We start from the raw sequence: 20,361 nt of genomic DNA on the forward strand, positions 1-20,361 counted from the left end.
CCCTATCCAAACTTACATCAAAATTTTGATGCTGACAATCAGCTAAAAACTAACCTGATATATACAATCTGTCTGGGAAAAAATTTGATAGACTAAGCTTCTATATAATTTGGTGTGAGACTAATCAAGAATTTACTATGTATAAATCAGATACAAAATTTTCAGTGTTGGGCTTACCAGTTCATGTGATGACAAACTACCCCAACTGGTTGATCAAATGCCTAGAAGAAGGTAGAGGAACTCATGTAGTTACTCTCAATGCAGAAATGACTATGCAAGCAGAACGGAATCGATCCCTTGCAGAAGTAATTCAAAATGCTGATTTAGTTATTCCAGACGGTGCAGGGGTTGTTTTGTATTTGCAGTGTCTATTAAGACAAGAAGTAAAACGTTGTCCAGGAATTGAATTAGCAGAAAAACTCTTACAAGAACTCGGTCAACAGAAAATACCTAATAAAGTATTTTTCTATGGAGGAGCTACGGGAGTAGCCGCAATCGCCGCAGAATTTTGGCAGCAGGAGATTCCAGAGTTGAATATAGTCGGTACATACTCTGGATATCATTCACCAGAAGAAGAACAAATATTACAGCAAACATTAGCTCAATTACAGCCACAAATCATTTTTGTTGGTTTGGGAGTACCACGTCAAGAGTTATGGATCGCCAAAAACCGCCATTTATGTCCCCAAGCAATTTGGATCGGTGTTGGTGGCAGTTTTGATATTTGGTCAGGGAGAAAAACTCGCGCTCCTCTTTGGTTGGCAAATAACAATTTAGAATGGCTATACCGTTTGTATCAAGAACCTTGGCGTTGGCGACGAATGCTGGCTTTACCTGAGTTTGTATTCAAAGCCTTGTTTTATCGCTTAACTGATAGAAGTATACACAGTGCTGGGTACTGATTGGTGATTGGTGATTGGTAAATAGGAATGTCTATAAATGTCAACAGTTTACATAACAGAAGACACAGATAGTCAACAGCAGGATAGTCAAGTTGGTTCAATGGTGGAGTTGCGCTCTGTATCCAAGACTTATACTAACGGCTATAATGCCCTGCTGGATGTGAATATCAAGATCAAAAAGGGAGAATTTCTATTTATTACAGGACCGAGTGGTTCTGGTAAATCGACCTTTTTAAAATTGCTTTATGGTCAAGAGTTACCCACCCAAGGAGAGATAATTGTTGATGATTTGAATGTAGAAAACTTGCGGGGCGATCGCTTGTCATTATTGCGGCGACGCATCGGCATTATTTTTCAAGACTATAAATTAATTCCCCAGCGTACTGTAGCAGAAAATGTAACTTTTGTACTGCAAGCTCAAGGCTACACCCGTAAAGAAATTCAAAGACGCTTAGAACCCACTTTAAAATTAGTAGGTTTATGGTCTAAAGCTGACTCTTTTCCTGATCAACTTTCTGGGGGAGAACAGCAGCGGGTAAGTATTGCCAGAGCAATTATTGCTACTCCTCCACTACTGCTGGCAGATGAACCAACGGGAAATCTTGATCCTGATAATTCCTGGCAAGTTATTGAAATTCTCCATAAATTAAATGCTTTTGGGGCAACTGTAATTGTCACTACCCATGATGAGCAACTGGTAAGACGGTGTAATCATCCCGTGGTTCAAGTGAAAAATGGCAGGTTATATCGAAAGTAGTAGGAACAGGGAACAGGGAACAGGGAACAGGGAACAGGGTAGAATTAATTAATCAACTTTTGCCTCTTGCCTTTTTCCTTCTTCCACTGATAACCGACAACTGACTAATAAACTTCGTGCTTAACTTTTGTAGATATAGGTACAATAGGTTTATTACTGCTGGATATTAGCATTTTTAAACCATCCAAGGTTTGCAAACTATTCAAAGCTGCTTCGCGAATTACGGCTTCTTCTTCCTGACTCAAGAGAAGTTTTAAGCACTCAATAACATCTTGTTTTAAAGAAGCATCAACTTGTTTACGAGTAATGAATTTAGTGAGTTGACGCACAGCCAGCAACCGTTTTAAGGTATCTGTTTCTGTTAAGTTATTCAATAATTGGTCGAGATATTCTTCCTCTCGATTTCCTTGAAAGCTCAAGATTTGCCACACCAAGAATACTAAAGTTAGCAATGTCCCAAAGCCTTGCACAATAGCACCAACAGCCAGCCAAGGACTTGGTGAATCAACCCAGATGGCAGCAGCTATGTAAGTAATTAAAGTAGCAATACCACCACTAGTAACGGCTAAAGCTAACCGCATATTGGCACTGTTTAAAAATCTGCGGATTTCTAACCAATTTAGTTGCCAGTTCCATTTAGGTATGGAGTAAGCCACGAGCATTACACCAATACCAACTGCAAGCGCCAAGAGCAATTTCCAGTTCCAAAACAGCATCGCAACGATGATTGTCAAGAAACCAAGAATGCTTCCTGGTTCAGATAACCGTTTTAATTTTCGTTGCTTTGGGCTTCCTGTCTTGATCTCTGGAAGCTGGTTGATTAATTGCCGCCAAGAAGACGAAGCCTGTGTCACAGTTTTTACCTATTTGATATCAGATTTCTTGATTCATGTAAGAATTCAGGTAAGGCGATAAGATCCCCGACTTCTAAGATCAATTTATCATTTATGGACACAATAAATCAAAGAAGTCGGGGATCTGGATATGAACGATCGCTATAGCTGAATACTTACGATTCATGCATATTATGCCCACTTCATCAGAATTATATTTGATTAATGGACTTTCTGCTGGAATTTCTCTATTTGTCGGTTCTTAGATTGCAAAACAAAACCGAAATTCATCGAGGGTAAAATTACCATCAAAACAACAGAAGTTAACCCTTTTAATACAACTTGCTGTTACGGATATCAAGGCATTTGGGGGTATATCTGAACCAGAATTAACAACATTGGCTGTCCCTAAAACTGATTCGTTAACTAATTGACCATTTTGGTTATAGGCGGAGAGGACTAACCGCTGTGAACTAGTAACTAAAGCACTGACAAAACTTGCCGGACGTAAGAAAGTAACTTCTAAAGAGCCGCTTTTGGGAGATCCCATAACAACTTTTAGTCCTGAACGGCTGGGAAATGCTGGATTTGATGGTTGGATCACTAAAGAATTATCAAAAATCAGTCCCCAGTGTTTAAATTGATTGTGTAATTTTTCAAAAGATTTTAAATCATCAAAATTTAACCGAATACATCTAGGTGGAATTATCTGATCACTATCTGTATTTTCCTCGACAATATCCTGCCACACTGAAGTAATAATTTGGTTTTGTATACCAGACCTGTCAGACTCAAATATAGTGTTTTCACGCATTCGTACTGGATCTGATGGAAAAGTAGCCTGATTTAGCATGACACCCCGTTTTCACATTCTCTACAAATTAACTACTTCAAGAAAAAATTTTTTCCTGACTGAATGCTCGGAACCAAATTCGCTGATGGACTTAGCCGCTACTTTAACTTTTGGTTAACAGCTATATGCGTAGGTCATTAACCATTTTTAGGATCATAATAGATATATCCATGTAGTTACAAAAATTAACCAATAATAATTATGCTGCAACCACTAGGATTTGAGCAATTTTCTATCAATACCTCATTAGGTAGAATGGTATATTATACTGCTAGTAGCTCACTTTGGCAGGATAAAAGTGAACCAGCTGACAGGGAAACTTTATTGTTTCTGCATGGTTTTGGTGGTGGATCTTCTGCTTATGAGTGGTCGAAGGTATATCCAGCTTTTGCTGCTGAATATCGAGTAATTGCACCAGATTTAATCGGTTGGGGTCGATCTGAGCATCCACAACGCAGTTACAGAATTGAGGATTATTTAACGACGATTCAAGAGTTTATTGAGCAGACCTGTACAGAACCTGTGATGGTAATAGCTTCTTCTTTGACAGCAGCGTTTATCATTCGAGTAGCGATTATCCGTCCTGATTTATTTAAATCTTTAGTTCTCGTCAGCCCTTCTGGACTTTCTGACTTTGGCCAAGACTACTCTCGCAGCTTTTTTGCCCAGTTGGTGAGCGTTCCTGTGGTTGACCGCTTGCTATATAGTACAGGAATTGCTACTGATGGGGGTATTCGCAGTTTTTTAGAACAACGACAATTTGCCCAGTCAAATCGAGTTTATCAAGAGATTGTGGATGCTTATTTAGAATCTGCTCAACAACCAAATGCTGAATATTCAGCACTTTCTTTTGTCCGTGGAGACTTATGTTTTGATTTGTCTCTTTACATTCAACAGTTAACAACTCCCACTGCTATTATTTGGGGACAAAAATCACAATTTACAGGACCTGAAATTGGTCGTCGTTTTGCGGAAATGAATCCCCAAAGTATTAGATTTTTTCAACCTTTAGAAAATGTGGGATTAACTCCGCAATTAGAATTACCTGCGGTGGCAATTGGATTAATTCGGAAATTTTTAACTTTGCTGAATGGGTAAGTGGGGATTGGGGATTGGGGACTGGGGATTGGGGATTGGGGACTGGGGATTGGGAAGAAAAATTTTAGATTTTAGATTTTAGATTTTAGATTGGAGTTAACAAAATCCAAAATCCAAAATCCAAAATCCAAAATTGAATTACCCATTACCAAAATATTTATTATTTATCTTGTAAACGAATATCAATGACGGAAGCGTTGAAATTATAGTTAAAACCTTCTAATTCAAAAGGCATACCAATTTTTACTTTACTATTACCTAAAACTGGACCGCTATCGTTAACTTGAGCTTTACCTTCTAGAGTTAAAAGAAAATCTGTACTATAATTATTGGATCTAGGATCTGTTAATTCTTTAACTGAACCATCTGGTTGAGGCACGGTGACAGTTCTTTCTAGCTGTTGAATAGATTTAATGCCAATTTGTCCATAAGGTTGATTACGAATAATCACATTGGTTTTACCACCCTTACTAAATCCTTGTTTAAATAACTGTTCAGGGTCACGGACATTTAAACCACGCACTACTAAGTCTACTTCAATAGGTACTGTTTTTGTGCCGACTTGAGCTACAGAACCGGAAGTTCCGGGAAATATAAATATACCAACTATAACTAGTAAGATTACCAGCGCAGCACCTAAATCGAGTAAGTTGATTTTGCCGAATAAGCGACCTTTGGAATCTAAAATACGCATAATAAGTTTGTTGAGATTAAAGTGAAGTAAAATCAGATTTTAGAGGCAAGTAACCATTTTATGTTAATTAACCGTTACTAGCCCTAGTTGATAATCAATCAAAACGGCTAGATAGTGCAGTTACGCGATAGTCTATCATGACTGGGACTGTTGGGAGCAGCAACGCCAGAAGGCTAACTCAGAAAGCTGTTGATAATTTCTGATTGTTAATCATAGTGCAGAAGGTATTGAGTTAAGAATGCAACTTAGACATCTATAAATACGTCTCCTATTTTAAGTTCTTACACACATCTCTTTTGATTGGATTATGATTAACTGGAATGGATTTTTGGCAAGTTATCGTTTATGGCGGCGGCGCTGGTTTTACCCGTTTATTTCTGTAAGTGTCGCTCTTAGTCTGTGCTTGAGTACACCATTACCAAGCAAAGCTATAGATTTATTACCACTTTTATTTCAAGGTGTACAAATATTTCAGTTATCTAATTTATCTACTCGTCAGGAAATTGATCTTGGTAAGCAGATGAATGATGAGTTGCGCCAAGAAGTGAGAATTTCTCGTAATCAACAGCTTAATAGCTATGTAGAGCAGATTGGCAGACGGTTAGCGGCTAATAGCGATCGCAATATCCCTTATACTTTTCAGGTAGTTGAGGACGAGGCAGTTAACGCTTTTGCTACTACTGGCGGGTTTGTTTATATTAATGAAGGGTTGATTAAAACTGCGGAAAATGAAGCAGAACTAGCAAGTGTAATTGGTCACGAGATGGGTCATATTGAAGGTAAACACTTAATCAAGCAGATGCAACAAAGAGCGATCGCTAGTGGTGTTGCTAGTGCAACTGGCTTAAATCGTAGCCAAGCAGTAGGTATAGGTGTTGATTTAGCTCTCAATCGTCCACGCAGTCGCCAGGATGAATATGATGCTGACAAAAGAGGATTGAGAGCTTTAACACGGGCTGGTTATGCGCCCTCAGCAATGGTTTCGTTTATGAAAAAGTTACAGGGAAGAAGTTCAATTCCCACCTTTTTAAGTACACATCCAGGCGCGAGCGATCGCGTTAAGTCTCTCCAACGCCAAATAGATAATCAAACAGGTAATAGCAGTTACGGACTAGACAACGCTGCATATCAAGCTAAAATCCGCGCATTATTACGGTAATAATTACCAGCCTCTGTTCGTTACTTGATCAATTAATTATGAATTTTTAACAGGTGCGTTGTTTGTGACGACGATTAACTTTGATCTCCTTTGGTTCAATCCTAGTAACCGCTTTTGCTAAAGGTAAAGTACGAACAGAGTTGTTAAAAACATTGGCTTGATAAACCAAGTTATTAGTAATATCCAGTCCAGTTAACCAACCACTGCGGGGATGATAAGCACCAGTATCAATATCTAACCAGCCTTCTCCCTGTGCTAATTGACCAGGGGCAACTCTTGGTAAAGTGAAGGTGATGGTATGACCGACGATAATTAACTTTTCGGTAAAATAAGGCAGTTCCATGCTGTGAAATTCATCACGTATCCAGCAAAGTTCCTCTGCGGTTTGCTCTGATACAGACTTTCTAGGGTCAACACCTGCATGGGTTAACCAAACATCCTCCAAGTCAAGATATGTGGGCAGATTTGCAAACCAATCTAGATGATCTGGGGGAATTTTGGCACCTTGATAACTGGTAATAGTTGCTTGTCCCCCACTATAAAGCCATGCCTGTATAGCTTGATTAGAGTTAAAATTATGAGCCATGACATTTAAAAGCATCTGCTCATGATTACCTAGCAAACAAGGATAGTTATTTTCTTTCACAAAATTTACTACCTGTGCGCTTTGAGGACCACGATCTATTAAGTCTCCCAAAAAATAGACCTGATCTGCTGATGAGGGTGCAATTTCTTTCAGAAGTATCATTAAACCTTGATAGTAACCATGCACATCCCCAATAATAATTCTGCGTGGGTTAATTTCGCTCATCGGCTTTTGCCTTGAATAAATTTCCTAATATAGTTTGTAGTTTGACGACAGTTTTATGTGTCTGATTTACATCTGTAATAGTCACTAAGGACTGATTAATTAAATAATTTATATTTAACAAAAATTTTCAGTATCGTAAGTGAATATTGCATCAGATCCAAAATGGTGATTTTTGGTCTTATGCCTACTAGTATAGCTTAGAATAGAGACGATCACCGATTACTTAACTTGGCTTATCACAATGTCTGATCAGTTCTCTCCAGAAATTAGCGATCGCATTTGCAAACATATGAACGAAGATCATGCAAATGCTGTAGTTATTTACGCCCAGGCTTTTGGTAACATCGAAAATGTCACCACAGCCCAGATGCTATCGATTGATGCCCAGGGCATGAATTTAACCGCACAGGTGAATGGAGAAACAGTACCTGTTCGAGTCCAGTTTGATCATGTTTTAGCCGATGCCGAAGATGCTCATCAAACCTTGATTGCAATGGTGAAGCAAGGGCGGGTAAAGGCTTAAAATCTGCTGAAAATAAGCATCAATACCACTTAACAAATTAGACAAAAGAACCAACCACTAAATTGTTAAGTGATATTACAAACCTTGGCAAAATATTGAGAAATCGCCAGTCAGCCAAACATAGTTCTAAGGTAGAACCTATAGGATAAAATTGAGGCACATAAGATGAATAAGAATAATATTCAAAACTATCGCTTTGTTTGCACCTTGACATTTGGTGATATTTACGGTCAAATAATCGTTTGGTTAATCACAATTACCATTAGTTTGGCATCGGCTTTGGCGCTAATGGGTGCAAAAAGACCAGTATATGCTTTAGCTACAGTGGGACTAGTCGTTTTCCTCACATTGCCTTTCTTGCTTTTTGCCTTTGTGACGACATTGTTAAATCATATTGAATTGGCTGCTGTAGAACCAGGGACAAAAACTGAACCTATACCCGGTAACGTTTCTCAGCAGCAGCCGATCCAAGCAACTAGTTGATAAATTGGTAATGGGTAATGGGTAATTTGGTAGTGGCAAGAAACTAATCAATAAGATAACATCCCTGTTTACAGACAGGGTATTTTTTTTTGGAATTGAGGTATTAAAAATGTTAGAACATGATGTGATTATTGTTGGTGGCGGATTGGCTGGATGTCGGGCGGCCTTAGAAATTGCTAGAATTGACCCTAGTTTAAATGTAGCAGTAGTTGCCAAAACTCATCCAATTCGTTCCCACTCAGTCGCAGCCCAAGGTGGAATGGCGGCATCCTTGAAAAATGTTGATCCAGAAGATAGTTGGGAAGCACACGCTTTTGATACTGTTAAAGGTTCTGATTATTTGGCAGATCAGGATGCTGTAGCTATTCTCACACAAGAAGCGCCGGATGTGGTAATTGATTTAGAACATTTGGGTGTTTTATTTTCCCGTCTCCCTGATGGACGCATTGCCCAAAGGGCTTTTGGTGGACATTCCCATAATCGCACCTGTTACGCTGCTGATAAAACCGGTCACGCAATTTTACATGAGTTAGTAAATAACTTGCGGCGTTATGGTGTGCAAATTTACGAAGAATGGTATGTAATGCGCCTGATATTAGAAGATGGTCAGGCAAAAGGTTTGGTGATGTTTCACCTGTTAGATGGACATATTGAGGTGGTGCGGGCTAAGGCAGTGATGTTTGCGACGGGGGGATATGGTCGCGTTTATAACACTACGTCTAATGATTATGCTTCCACAGGTGATGGTTTGGCAATGACAGCGATCGCTGGTTTGCCTTTAGAAGATATGGAATTTGTGCAATTTCACCCAACAGGCTTGTATCCAGTAGGGGTGCTAATTTCCGAAGCTGTGCGGGGGGAAGGTGCTTATTTAATCAATGCTGATGGCGATCGCTTTATGGCCAATTATGCCCCCAGTCGGATGGAACTTGCACCCCGTGATATTACCTCAAGAGCGATCGCTTACGAAATTCGCGCTGGAAGAGGTGTAAATTCTGACGGTAGCGCAGGTGGTAAATTTGTTTACCTTGATTTGCGCCATCTTGGTAAAGAAAAAATCATGAGTCGCGTACCCTTTTGCTGGGAAGAAGCCCATCGTTTGGTAGGTGTAGATGCCGTGACTCAACCCATGCCAGTACGTCCCACAATTCATTATTGCATGGGTGGTATACCAGTAAACACAGATGGACAAGTTCGCAGCAGTGCAGATGAATTAGTAGAAGGCTTTTTTGCGGCTGGGGAAACCTCTTGCGTTTCCGTTCACGGTGCAAATCGTCTCGGTAGTAATTCGCTGTTAGAATGTGTAGTTTATGGCAAGCGAACCGGGGCAAGTATAGCTAGATATGTGCAGAATCGCAAATTACCAAATGTAAATGAGCAACATTATATTACCGAAGCAAAACAAGAAATTCAAAGTTTATTAGAACAACCTGGAAAATATCGAATTAATCAAATTCGTCAAGAATTTCAAGACACCATGACAGAATTTTGTGGCGTATTTAGAACCTCAGAATTAATGAGTGAAGGTTTGCAGAAATTAGGAGAATTACAACAACAATATCCACAGGTTTATTTAGATGATAAAGGCAGTTGTTGGAATACAGAATTAGTCGAAGCTTTAGAATTGAAAAGTTTAATGATAGTAGGACAGACAATTTTAACATCAGCTTTAAATCGTCAAGAAAGTAGAGGCGCACATTTTCGGGAAGATTTTGCAAATCGGGATGATAGTAATTTCTTGAAACATACAATGGCTTATTATTCACCTGAGGGTATTGATATTGAATATATGCCGGTGGTGGTGAATATGTTTGAGCCAAAGGAGAGGAAATATTAAAATTACTGACAGGATTTTTTGATTTCACGCAAAGGCGCAAAGGAGCAAAGGAAGAGAAGAAGATGAAAACTCTTCTTTCTCTGCGTTCTCTGCGTCTGGAGCGGTTCGTTTATTCCAAGTTCTTAGGGCTGATTATTTGAGTTCTATACCAAAAGTATTGTAACTGAGCTATAATATAAATGTACTATCTATTTTGTGTTTAAGTAGGCAAACATTTTATACTTTGAGGCATTTATTATGATTTCTGAAAACCTTAGAAATGTTGTCAATAGCATCCTTTTACGTCATAGAGAGCTTTTTCAAGAAAGCCCAAGTCCTATGAAACTTCAAAAGCTGTGCTACTACGTTCAGGCTATATATATGGCAACTCATGATGGAGAAACATTATTTGAGGAAGATTTTGAAGCGTGGACATACGGACCAGTGATTAGAGATTTATATCACGAGTTTAAACAGTATGGATGGAAGAGTATAGAAGATGAAGTTGAAATCCCAGAATTAGAACAAGAAATAGAGGAATTTATTGAGCTAATTGTTGAAGCTTATGGTCGATATGATGGAGCAGCTTTAAGCACTATGACACATCGTGAAGAACCCTGGTTAGATGCGAGAAAAGGATTAACAGAAACAGAAGGTTCTGATGCTATTATCTCTAAAGAATCCATGAAAGGATTCTTTGAAAAAAGGCTGACTCCTTATGCAGGAGTAGAAAATGGCTAAAAAGCAATCCATCGAGAGGATCATAAAATCTAGTGCAGAGGATTCATATAAGCAAGTCACTAATGAAAAACTGAAGATTTCTTTTCAATATATTGATTGGGAATCAGAAGAGTTTTTTATTCATGGATTATCTAAAACATACTATCAACTTCTTTTTGAGGCTTTTCATGAAATACAGATGGCGACATCTGATGAAATTAAACAGCAGATACACCCAAGATTAACTCCTAAATTTATCAACTGGAAAGGAGATAGTACACTAACACGACGACATTTTCCAGATAAAATAAAAAAATCATTAATTCCCCAGTGTGGTAATGATGAGAATGAACTACAAAAACAGTTTGAAGAAATAACAAGAGATTCCTTTGAACTGAGAGTTGCTAGAACTTATGGAAGAATACATGGTTTTATTTTTGATAATACTTTTTACATAGTATGGTTTGACCCTGCTCATAATCTCTTTCCTGGATTAGATGATAAAAGAAAAGTCAAAAAAATTAAACTCCCTGAAGAAATTAGACAAGTAAAATCTTTTTGTCCAGAAGAAATTAATCGTATTAAACAAGAAAATATATCTCTCTATCAAGAAAATCAAGAACTTCTGCAAAAAAACGAAGAGTTAATGAAACTTTTGGATACATTAACTACTCCTGATACGTAGAATTTAATTTTAATATCCATAAAAATCAACATATAATAATTAGCAATAGATATTTTAATATACACCCCTCCTCTCTGCGCCTCTGCGTGAGAAAATAAAAACATCTACCACCAATAAACAAAACCATAATGCTTACCCAAGATAAAGAACAAGATAAAACCCAAATAAACTGGAAACCCATCATTAAAAAATTCATCGCTGTCCTGGGTGAAAAAGGGGTAGTCCAACGCAAAGAAGAACTATTAACCTACGAATGTGACGGTTTAACCAGTTACCGTCAACGTCCCGCAGTCGCAGTTTTACCCCGCACCACCAAACAAGTAGCGGAAGTTGTAAAAATATGTAATCAATATTCTGTCCCCTTCATCGCTAGAGGTTCAGGAACCGGTTTATCAGGAGGCGCTTTACCCGGTGAAGATTCAGTTTTAATTGTCACATCTTTAATGCGGCAAATTCTCAAAATTGATTTAGAAAATCAGCGTGCTATTGTGCAACCAGGGGTAATTAATAGCTGGGTGACACAAGCAGTCAGCGGTGCTGGTTTTTATTACGCACCAGACCCTTCTAGTCAAATTATCTGCTCAATTGGTGGTAATATTGCTGAAAATTCGGGGGGTGTTCATTGTTTAAAATACGGTGTCACAACTAATCATGTTTTGGGTTTAAAACTGGTGCTTCCTGATGGTTCAATTGTTGATGTAGGTGGACAAATTCCCGAAATGCCAGGTTATGATTTAACAGGTGTTTTTGTGGGTTCAGAAGGAACTTTAGGAATTGCTACAGAAATAACTTTAAAAATCCTCAAAAGTGCTGAATCAATTTGTGTTTTATTAGCAGATTTTACCAGTGTGGAAGCTGCGGCTGCAACTGTTTCTGATATTATCAGTGCTGGCATTATTCCTGGTGGCATGGAAATGATGGATAATGTTAGTATTAACGCTGTGGAAGATGTGGTTGCTACTAATTGTTATCCCCGTGATGCGACGGCAATTTTGTTAGTAGAAATTGATGGTTTAGAAGTAGAAGTTGCTGAAAATAAACAGAGAGTAGCAGAAATTTGTTTAAAAAATGGGGCACGAAATATTACTGCTGCTGCTGACCCAGAAACCAGATTAAAATTATGGAAAGGGAGAAAAGCGGCTTTTGCGGCTGCGGGACATATTAGCCCTGATTATTATGTCCAAGATGGGGTAATTCCTCGGACTCAATTACCTTATGTATTGAATGAAATTGAGGCTATCAGCAAAAAATACGGTTATCAAATTGCTAATGTGTTTCATGCTGGGGATGGAAATCTTCATCCTTTGATTTTATTTGATAATTCTATCCCTGGAGAGTTGGAAAAAGTCGAAGAAGCGGGGGGAGAAATTCTCAAATTGTGTGTAAAAGTTGGTGGTAGCATTTCTGGTGAACATGGTATTGGTGCGGATAAAAAGTGTTATATGCCAGATATGTTTAGTGATGCGGATTTAGAAACTATGCAATGGGTAAGGCAAGTTTTTAATCCTCAAGGTTTGGCTAACCCTGGTAAAATTTTTCCTACACCGCGTACCTGTGGGGAAGCTGCAAAAGCATCACATCAGCAGTTTACCGGGGTGGAAAGGTTTTAATTTGATCTCCCCAACCCTTTTTAAGGGGGGCTAATATCATATCATTCAGGACTTACGCAACTGGCGCATTGGTAGGGTGCGTCAGATATCAAGAATCTGTTTATTTACAGGATTTATGCAGTCTGACGCACCCTACAACAGATTTTTGGTGTGACACTTGCGTAAGTCCTATCATTATATAATCCTGACGAATAATGTTTAATTTTGTAGTTATATATGAGAATATAAAAAAATTAGTTTAGTTTGCAGATGAATAGGGTGATACGCCGTTGTTTTTCATTATTACTGTGTTTAGGGTTTGTGATTAGTTTAACAGTATTTCCAATTTCTTCTACTTCGGTTTCTCCTCAAAAAACAAGTTCTCTAATCACAGAAATTCGCGGTGTTTGGCTGACTAATGTCGCTAGTGGTGTGCTTTTTATGCCTTGGGGTTTGGAACGGGCAATAAATCAATTATCAGCACTTAATTTTAATACAATTTATCCGGTGGCGTGGAACAGAGGTTATACTTTTTATAAAAGTCAGGTTGCTAAAGATATTATTGGTGAAGATACCGAACCTTTTTTGAATTTAATGAATCACGGAAATGATGTTTTATCGAAGTTGCTAAGATTGGCAAAAAATAAAAATTTAAGTGTGATTCCTTGGTTTGAATATGGGTTTATGACTCCGGTTAATTCGGCGTTAGGTAAAGCACACCCAGAATGGTTAACAAGTGGGCAACAAGGTATAAATTCTGTTCCAGAAAATCTGCCGGAGGAAATTAATAATAATGGTGTTTTTAATCGGCAGTTATGGTTAAATCCTCTCCATCCCCAAGTGCAGAAATTTATGCTGGGGTTAATTTTGGAAGTTGTCAAAAATTACGATGTTGATGGAATTCAAGTTGATGATCATTTTGGAATGCCTGTACAATTTGGTTATGATTCATTTACTGTTAAACTTTACCAAAAAGAACATTTAGGTAAGACTCCACCAACTGATCCTTTTGATGCAGAATGGATGGGATGGAGGGCAGATAAATTAACTGATTTTATGGTGAAAATAAATCAAGAAGTGAAGAAAATCAAGCCGCAAGCGAAAATATCTCTTTCTCCCAATTCTCATTATTATGCCTATAAATACTATCTACAAGATTGGGAAACTTGGGTAAATAAGGGTTTGGTAGATGAGTTGATTTTGCAGGTATATCGAGATGATAAAAATTCTTTTATTAGGGAAATTGAACAACCTGCGGTAAAATTAGCTATGACTAAAATTCCTGTGAGTATTGGTATTTCTACAGGAACGTTAGTTAGTCCTGTGGATATTGAACGCATTAAAGAGAAGGTTAAAATTGTGCGCGATACCTCCGGTGCGCGAGGCGATCGCAAATTTTTTGGCTTTTCTTTTTTCTATTGGGAAAGTTTGTGGGGTTACATCTCTCCTGAATCACCTCAAAAGCGAAGGAAGGCTTTTTTAGAGATGTTTTCTAATCAAGCTGTTAAACCTTTAAAACTAAAAAAAATGTGATGCAATTAGCAGCTATAAAAACTAAATTCAGTAAAATTAATATTTTAACTTTTCCTTTGTTGTGGAGTTGCGTTACTTGCAGCAGTTTTTTGTTAAGTCTGCTGGTGATTGAAATTGGTGAAAAGCCTGATGTGGGAATCTTAAAAGCTGCTATTGGTGGATTAGTTATCGCACTCCCTCAATCTTATCTCCTCAGACGCACTATTTCACCTTTAAGCTGGATAGTTTCCACGGTGTTAGGTTGGGTAATCATCACCGCTACAGGTGTAGGTGCAGTAGGTTGGTTTGTACTATCAACAGATTTTTTATATTACCGAATCTTCTTTGGAATTATTTCTGGGGGTATTGGTGGTTTAGTGATTGGACTGATACAATGGTGGTTAGCTATACCCTCATCACGTACTTGGGGATGGTGTTGGATGTTCCTAAGTTCTGCAAGTTGGGCAGTAGCTTTAGGTATTGGTGCGATGACAGGTCGCTTTTTGTATAATCTGACACAGCTATTTCTGAGTGAGGTTGTTGGTTTAGGTGTTACCTGGTTGCTAGTGAGTATCCTGACAGGAATAAGTGCTTGCAGATTGCTGAAGTGACTGGGAACAGCAAGCCCTAATTAATAACCAATGACTGGAAATATGAAGAATTACAACAAATATGAAAAATATTTGAGTTTCTAAATCGGTATATGCCAGAATCTTAAAACATTATTGATAATAACTTCAGTATACATAATATAAACTAATATGTATTCTTGCCTGCAACTAGCAATGCAGGTTGAAAATTTATCCCTATTAGCTGACCGATATTTCGGTTAAAAAGTAGAGACAGATATAAATATCCATAAGTAAAATATGAGCATTACTTAGCTTTAGGTGCTAAGGAGGATTTGTCAACAGCATGAAAATAAATCCAGTTCAAACTATTCCAGATTTGACTAAATCAACAACGTTTTCAGAGATTTTATTCGGTATTGAACTGGATGAAAAAAGCAGTTGTGAACAATTTCTCTTAGGTATTGCATTCCAGCAGTCGGAAATGCAAAAGGAGGTAAAATATCTACAAGAGCAACTAGAATTACAAAAGCAACATCATCTATCCCAGTTACAGCAAGTGCAGAATTTTCATGCACTGATACGACGAATGACTGAAAAAATCCGTGATAGTGTAGAAATTCACCAATTACTACAAACTGCGGTTGAAGAATTATCACAATTATTACAATTAGAACGATGTCAAATTGAACTTTATGATACTAGTCAAACCTCAGCTATTGTTACCTGTGAATATAGTTCTAGTTCACCCCGATGTCAGGGATTAACTAGAAAAATTGCCGACTTTCCTGAAGTTTATCAGCCATTATTCCAAAAACAACCATTGCAATCTGTAGAAATTTTGCCCGGATGGAATTCACAAATCCAAGTTGTTTCTCAACTCGCTTGTCCAATTTTTGATGTTCAAGGGATTTTAGGAAATATTTGGTTAATTAAACCCACAGAAGAAAGATTTCAAGAATTTGAGATATCATTAGTGTTAGAAGTAGCTAATGAATGTGCGATCGCAATTCGTCAATCTCAACTTCAAGAAAAAACCAAAGCACAGATTAAAGAACTGGAAAAACGAGAACGTCATAAAAACGAATTCCTTAAAACCCTTTCTCAAGAACTCCGCACACCTGTTACCAGCATTAGTCTTGCTGCTCAAACCCTAGAAAGTTTACTCACTCCCCATGGTACTTTTGATCTAGAACCAGTACCGCAGCTTTTGCAGATTTTACATAACGAATGTGGACGCGAGAGTAAATTAATTAATGATTTGCTGACTCTCACCTATCTCAAAATCGAACCTGAACCACCCACATTAATCGCTATTGACTTAAAAACTTGGCTAACTCCCATTGTCGAATCTTTTCGGAATGTTGCCCATTGTCAGCAACAAAACTTAAATTTGCATATTCAGAAAAAAATTCCGTCTTTAGAAACCGATATTACCGATTTTGAGCGAATTATCCGCGAACTTATCAATCATGCTTGTCAATGCACCCCCGCAGGTGAAACAATTACCGTCTCTGCTAATTTGGTTGCAGAAGCAATAGAGTTAAAAGTCAGCTATTCGGGTGTAAAAATCCCCACTCACGAACTAACAAGGGTTTTTCAGCCATTTTACCGCTTTACTAAAAATGCTCCCTGGAAAACCAGCGATTCTGGATTAGAATTGGCTTTGGTAAAAGAGATGATAAAACGTTTAAATGGTGTAATAAAAGTACAAAGCGCAGATAATCAAATCACTTTCACGATTACATTCCCCCTCGAACCAGTTTTTTAACTGCACCACTAGCGCCAAAGTCAAAACTCTGCTATCATAATTTTTAGTGTGGGTGACTAGCTCAACGGTAGAGCAGTTGACTCTTAATCAATTGGTTGCGGGTTCGATTCCCTCGTCACCCACTAACCGCTATCAAGTCATCAAAAATATTCTATCATCCAGGGTGCGTTATGATTTTGCTAACGCACCCTAATTAGGGTTTGCTGAATAAAACTAAAACCGTTTATTAATAAGGGTTTTGCGAATTTTTAGAACAAAAAAGTGCAAGGGTTTGGCAAATTGAGTCTCAAAACAGTTGCATTTTTCCTTGTCGGATATAGGAAATTAAGTATATCCAGATGGCTGAAACTGTTCCCTGTTCCCTGTTCCCTGTTCCCTACCCTCACAGACAACTTTTTCAGCAAGCCCTAATTATTATTTGTTAAAGTGAAAACCATAATCTTTTTTACCATCTTCAAATCTATATTCACGATTGTACATATCATCGGGGTCATAACCAATATCACCCACAAAGCAGAAAGAAACTGCTAAATTAAAAGTTCTAGTTTCAAAAACAAATTCTTTGTGTGGTGACATTTTCAGGAAATCGTTTTTAAACTTCTTCCATTCTCTTTGGTTATGTCTATCCATAAATATATCTAGTTTTTGTAAGCGGTTTAACCATTCATCTTTTTCAATGATTACCGTATCTGCATCTTTTTCTTCAAATTCTAAATAAATCTCTTCTAATATTTTCCGTATTTCCTTGGGATATCTACCAGCTAAAGCTAAAAATGCAATTAAAGATTGCTTACATTCTGGTGATGGTTCAACTTTCCAAGTTGTATCATTAGATGTGGGAGTCCAGATAATTTTAATAATTTTGCAAATATTAATTAATCGCTTTGCAGTTCTGGGAGTTAAATCAACGTGCTGACAACATTCCGATATCCATTGAAATTCTTCAGCAGTAAATCTTTCAAAACTCACTAACGGGTCAGTATTTGCAGAATGTTGAATTTTTCTATTATTCTCCTCTTTACTTGGTTCAGAAATACCTTTAACACCTATATTTTTAGTAGGAAGAGATTTAGTAGGAATAGAGATTGATAAATTATCATCCTCCTCTGTTTGTTCGTAAGCATCAACAGGTATTTCTACAATTTCATCTTGATATGATTGTTGTGAGAATTCTTGGAAAAAGCTACTTTCATCACTTACCTGTTGTAAGGGAATAATATCTGCTGTTGTTTGTTGGAAAAAAGGATTTACATCAGTTGTTTGTTGGAACATAGAGAAATTTTCACTATCTTCTGTTTTAAACTCCTCTTCACTATCTACCAAAGATTTCAAATAACTTGCTGTCACATCTTTACTAATAGGCCGCATCCGGTAAGGAATTTGGATGATTTTCTCTAAATAATCAACACCAGAAGGAGTACCACCGCGTTTCAAAACACCTCTATAAATGTGTTCCAACGCACGACCAATATAACGGTCATCTATTGCTAAAACAATGATAAATATTTCTGTATTTAACAATAATTGTACAGCTTCTAAAACTTGAACAACTCTATCAGGAGGACAACGGTCTAAATCATCTATATATAAAACTATTCTCGCGGGACCTCTGGGGAAATATTCTTTAAGAACTTTGAGTTTTTCAGGATTTGTATTTGCTGATTTATAGGTTAAATGTTCAGATAAATCTTTTAAATCATCTTGAATTTGGTGCATTATACCCAAAAGCTTTTGATATGAATTATCATCTAATCGGTTATTAACAAAATCCAATAAAGATTTATATTGAGCAGTTAAACCAACACGTTGTTTTTGTCTTTCCACCTGTAATTGCAGTTTTTCAATTTCCTGCTCTTTTTCAGCTATTTCTTGTTTAGCTGCTTCCTTATTCGCGTAGATTTCTTTAACTTGGTTTTGTTCATACTCAGCTTTACGTTGATTAATTTGTGCTTTAATTTTTTCATCCTTGGTTTTAATTACCTTTTGTTTCTCCTCTTTAACATTTTCCCTTGCTACTTGTAAAAACCTCACTGTTTTTACTTGTAAAATTTGGATTTTTTTAAATATTTCGATACTGACAGATATAGCGGGAATAGCAGATACACTGGTTAACCAAAGTTTTAAAGCTGTGGATATTTCTAGAAGTGCTGGTAAGAACTTCGGGATAACAGAAACAATTAAGAAATAAGTGATAAATGGTAAAGCAGTTGCACTCAAAAATATGAATAATGTCTTTTTGTCTTTCTTCGTAAATTCAATCAAACCAACTATATTACTAGGTTGTTCTTCCAGAAAATTAGTTATTTTTTGAACATTATTAACGATAACCTTAATCTTAGCATCTTTCTTTTCAATTAATTCTTGCGCTACATCTATAAGATTAGAGTCAGCTAATTTGTCTAACTTCAACAACGGAAATTGAGTTTCCAAATCTTTTCTATCTTTAAACCCGCAGGAATTGAGAAAATCTTTGAGAATAGAATCACCAAAATCATCTTTGAGAGTTTCTTTAAGTTGAGACAGAAAAACAATCAATGTCGATAAATCTGTCATTTCTTCTTGAATATTTTCCTCAATCTCCTTCACCTCTTGGTTAAATTCTTGCTCAATCTGCTCAACTTCTAAATTAAATTTGTTCTCAATTTCTTGATTCTTGCTTTTTACTTCTACTTCTAAATTTTCTAATTCCGCTTCTGTGCGTTTTAACTTCTCCTGTTCTTCCTGTCTGACTTCACTGAGAATATCCCAAAGGGCATTCCCATCAACATTTTTATCTTTTAAATTAGCAAATACTTCCTGACTCAATTCCGATTCTAAAATCGTCTTTCTGTCACTATCATTCATCTGATTAATAACACGCCAAACATCACCACCAGCCAGCAAATCAGAAACTTCTCCTAATTGCTTTTCTAAAGTTAATTGACGGTCAAGTTGATCAAAAATATTCTGCATCAAACTTGCCCACAAATCAGACTTAGCATAACTCCAAGCATTAAATTTGATTTGGTAAACATGACCAACATAAGGAGAAAGATTTGGTTCATCTCCCTTTTCTCCCCATGTCTGTTTTGCCGTTATTTGTTGACAGCGAATTTTAGTAATGTGTTTTTCTATGAGGTGCATTCCAAAAGATTTACCGCTACCCCAACTGCCTAAAATTGCCACAGCTAAAGGAGGTTCAAGACTCCGCAACATCAACACATCAGCTAAAGATTGCAATTCTTTAGCAACATCTAGAGAGTCTTCTCCAGTGGGTTGGTCATTGCGGAAAGGTTGAGAAACACGACGAATATTAAACCTTTGCCAACGCCAGACCTTGATACCATCTTCACCAGCACTGATAATGTAGTCTCCTTGGGGGTCAAAAGCGACAGAATAAACCGTTTCTTTATGTTTTCCAACTATTTGTCGCTTGTGCTGGGGGTCGGAAATATCCCACAACCGTACTGTCTTGTCTGCACTGCCACTGACAACCGTACTGCCGTCAGGACTAAAGACTACTGAGTAGACCCGACCTGTATGACCAGTAAAGGGTTGACCAATAGCATTTCCTGTCTTGGCATCCCACAGTCTCACTGTGTTGTCA

Annotated in this window: 18 protein-coding genes and 1 tRNA gene; 14 read left to right on the forward strand and 5 right to left on the reverse strand. The window is 37.5% G+C overall.

Annotated features, from left to right (window positions below; genetic code table 11):
- Positions 1 to 137 precede the first annotated feature (137 nt).
- Both VB694_RS24235 and ftsE read left to right on the forward strand, forming a co-directional pair.
- The gene (locus VB694_RS24235) at positions 138 to 902 is read left to right on the forward strand and encodes a WecB/TagA/CpsF family glycosyltransferase (protein ID WP_323362886.1); all 765 of its coding nucleotides are present in this window, start codon (positions 138 to 140) and stop codon (positions 900 to 902) included.
- A 37-nt stretch (positions 903 to 939) separates the two neighbouring features.
- Positions 940 to 1,659, forward strand: coding sequence for a cell division ATP-binding protein FtsE (gene ftsE / locus VB694_RS24240; protein ID WP_323362887.1), 720 nt, complete (start codon positions 940 to 942; stop codon positions 1,657 to 1,659).
- 104 nt (positions 1,660 to 1,763) lie between these two features.
- On the opposite strand, the gene VB694_RS24245 is transcribed toward ftsE, so the two are convergent.
- Both VB694_RS24245 and VB694_RS24250 read right to left on the reverse strand, forming a co-directional pair.
- A complete protein-coding gene (locus VB694_RS24245; protein WP_323362888.1) occupies positions 1,764 to 2,513 on the reverse strand; it encodes an armadillo-type fold-containing protein in 750 nt (249 codons plus the stop codon).
- Positions 2,514 to 2,754: 241 nt separating this feature from the next.
- Positions 2,755 to 3,306, reverse strand: a complete 552-nt coding sequence (locus tag VB694_RS24250; RefSeq protein WP_323362889.1) for a hypothetical protein — start codon at positions 3,304 to 3,306, stop codon at positions 2,755 to 2,757.
- Positions 3,307 to 3,546: 240 nt separating this feature from the next.
- Here VB694_RS24250 and VB694_RS24255 point away from each other — a divergent pair, with 240 nt between their 5' ends.
- Positions 3,547 to 4,443: an alpha/beta hydrolase gene (locus tag VB694_RS24255; RefSeq protein ID WP_323362890.1), complete on the forward strand. Its 897-nt coding sequence runs from the start codon at positions 3,547 to 3,549 to the stop codon at positions 4,441 to 4,443.
- A gap of 160 nt (positions 4,444 to 4,603) precedes the next feature.
- Here the strand turns inward: VB694_RS24255 and VB694_RS24260 are convergent, their stop codons facing one another.
- Positions 4,604 to 5,137 carry a DUF4330 domain-containing protein gene (locus VB694_RS24260; RefSeq protein WP_323362891.1) on the reverse strand — a complete coding sequence of 178 codons (534 nt, stop codon included), beginning with the start codon at positions 5,135 to 5,137 and terminating at the stop codon, positions 4,604 to 4,606.
- Between the two features lie 307 nt (positions 5,138 to 5,444).
- Between VB694_RS24260 and VB694_RS24265 the strand changes: the two genes are divergently transcribed.
- Positions 5,445 to 6,296 carry a M48 family metallopeptidase gene (locus VB694_RS24265; protein ID WP_323362892.1) on the forward strand — a complete coding sequence of 284 codons (852 nt, stop codon included), beginning with the start codon at positions 5,445 to 5,447 and terminating at the stop codon, positions 6,294 to 6,296.
- Positions 6,297 to 6,342: 46 nt separating this feature from the next.
- Here the strand turns inward: VB694_RS24265 and VB694_RS24270 are convergent, their stop codons facing one another.
- Positions 6,343 to 7,107 (reverse strand): metallophosphoesterase family protein, encoded by a 765-nt coding sequence (locus VB694_RS24270; protein WP_323362893.1) that lies wholly within the window; start codon positions 7,105 to 7,107, stop codon positions 6,343 to 6,345.
- Positions 7,108 to 7,348: 241 nt separating this feature from the next.
- Here VB694_RS24270 and VB694_RS24275 point away from each other — a divergent pair, with 241 nt between their 5' ends.
- The 10 genes from VB694_RS24275 to VB694_RS24320 all read left to right on the forward strand — a co-directional run bounded on the left by VB694_RS24275 (position 7,349) and on the right by VB694_RS24320 (position 16,897).
- Complete coding sequence (locus VB694_RS24275) at positions 7,349 to 7,630, forward strand: DUF2470 domain-containing protein (protein WP_323362894.1); 282 nt, start codon at positions 7,349 to 7,351, stop codon at positions 7,628 to 7,630.
- A 165-nt stretch (positions 7,631 to 7,795) separates the two neighbouring features.
- Positions 7,796 to 8,113, forward strand: a complete 318-nt coding sequence (locus VB694_RS24280; protein ID WP_323362895.1) for a hypothetical protein — start codon at positions 7,796 to 7,798, stop codon at positions 8,111 to 8,113.
- A gap of 109 nt (positions 8,114 to 8,222) precedes the next feature.
- Positions 8,223 to 9,950, forward strand: coding sequence for a succinate dehydrogenase/fumarate reductase flavoprotein subunit (locus tag VB694_RS24285; RefSeq protein ID WP_323362896.1), 1,728 nt, complete (start codon positions 8,223 to 8,225; stop codon positions 9,948 to 9,950).
- Between the two features lie 318 nt (positions 9,951 to 10,268).
- Positions 10,269 to 10,670, forward strand: a complete 402-nt coding sequence (locus VB694_RS24290) for a Panacea domain-containing protein (protein ID WP_323362903.1) — start codon at positions 10,269 to 10,271, stop codon at positions 10,668 to 10,670.
- Positions 10,663 to 11,334 (forward strand): hypothetical protein, encoded by a 672-nt coding sequence (locus tag VB694_RS24295; RefSeq protein ID WP_323362897.1) that lies wholly within the window; start codon positions 10,663 to 10,665, stop codon positions 11,332 to 11,334. The genes VB694_RS24290 and VB694_RS24295 overlap by 8 nt, the downstream gene beginning before the upstream one ends.
- A gap of 128 nt (positions 11,335 to 11,462) precedes the next feature.
- Complete coding sequence (gene glcD / locus VB694_RS24300) at positions 11,463 to 12,944, forward strand: glycolate oxidase subunit GlcD (RefSeq protein ID WP_323362898.1); 1,482 nt, start codon at positions 11,463 to 11,465, stop codon at positions 12,942 to 12,944.
- 249 nt (positions 12,945 to 13,193) lie between these two features.
- Positions 13,194 to 14,456 carry a glycoside hydrolase family 10 protein gene (locus tag VB694_RS24305; RefSeq protein WP_323362899.1) on the forward strand — a complete coding sequence of 421 codons (1,263 nt, stop codon included), beginning with the start codon at positions 13,194 to 13,196 and terminating at the stop codon, positions 14,454 to 14,456.
- The gene (locus VB694_RS24310; protein ID WP_323362900.1) at positions 14,456 to 15,046 is read left to right on the forward strand and encodes a hypothetical protein; all 591 of its coding nucleotides are present in this window, start codon (positions 14,456 to 14,458) and stop codon (positions 15,044 to 15,046) included. Before VB694_RS24305 ends, VB694_RS24310 begins: the two co-directional genes overlap by 1 nt.
- Positions 15,047 to 15,350: 304 nt before the next feature.
- On the forward strand, positions 15,351 to 16,775 hold the full coding sequence (locus VB694_RS24315; RefSeq protein WP_323362901.1) for a HAMP domain-containing sensor histidine kinase: 1,425 nt from the start codon (positions 15,351 to 15,353) through the stop codon (positions 16,773 to 16,775).
- Positions 16,776 to 16,825: 50 nt separating this feature from the next.
- Positions 16,826 to 16,897: transfer RNA gene (locus tag VB694_RS24320), tRNA-Lys, on the forward strand.
- Positions 16,898 to 17,189: 292 nt separating this feature from the next.
- Here the strand turns inward: VB694_RS24320 and VB694_RS24325 are convergent.
- The coding region (locus tag VB694_RS24325) for a P-loop NTPase fold protein (RefSeq protein WP_323362902.1) at positions 17,190 to 20,361 on the reverse strand (3,172 nt) is incomplete at its 5' end.

Source organism: Anabaena sp. UHCC 0451, from assembly GCF_034931405.1.
Taxonomy (GTDB): Bacteria; Cyanobacteriota; Cyanobacteriia; order Cyanobacteriales; family Nostocaceae; genus RDYJ01.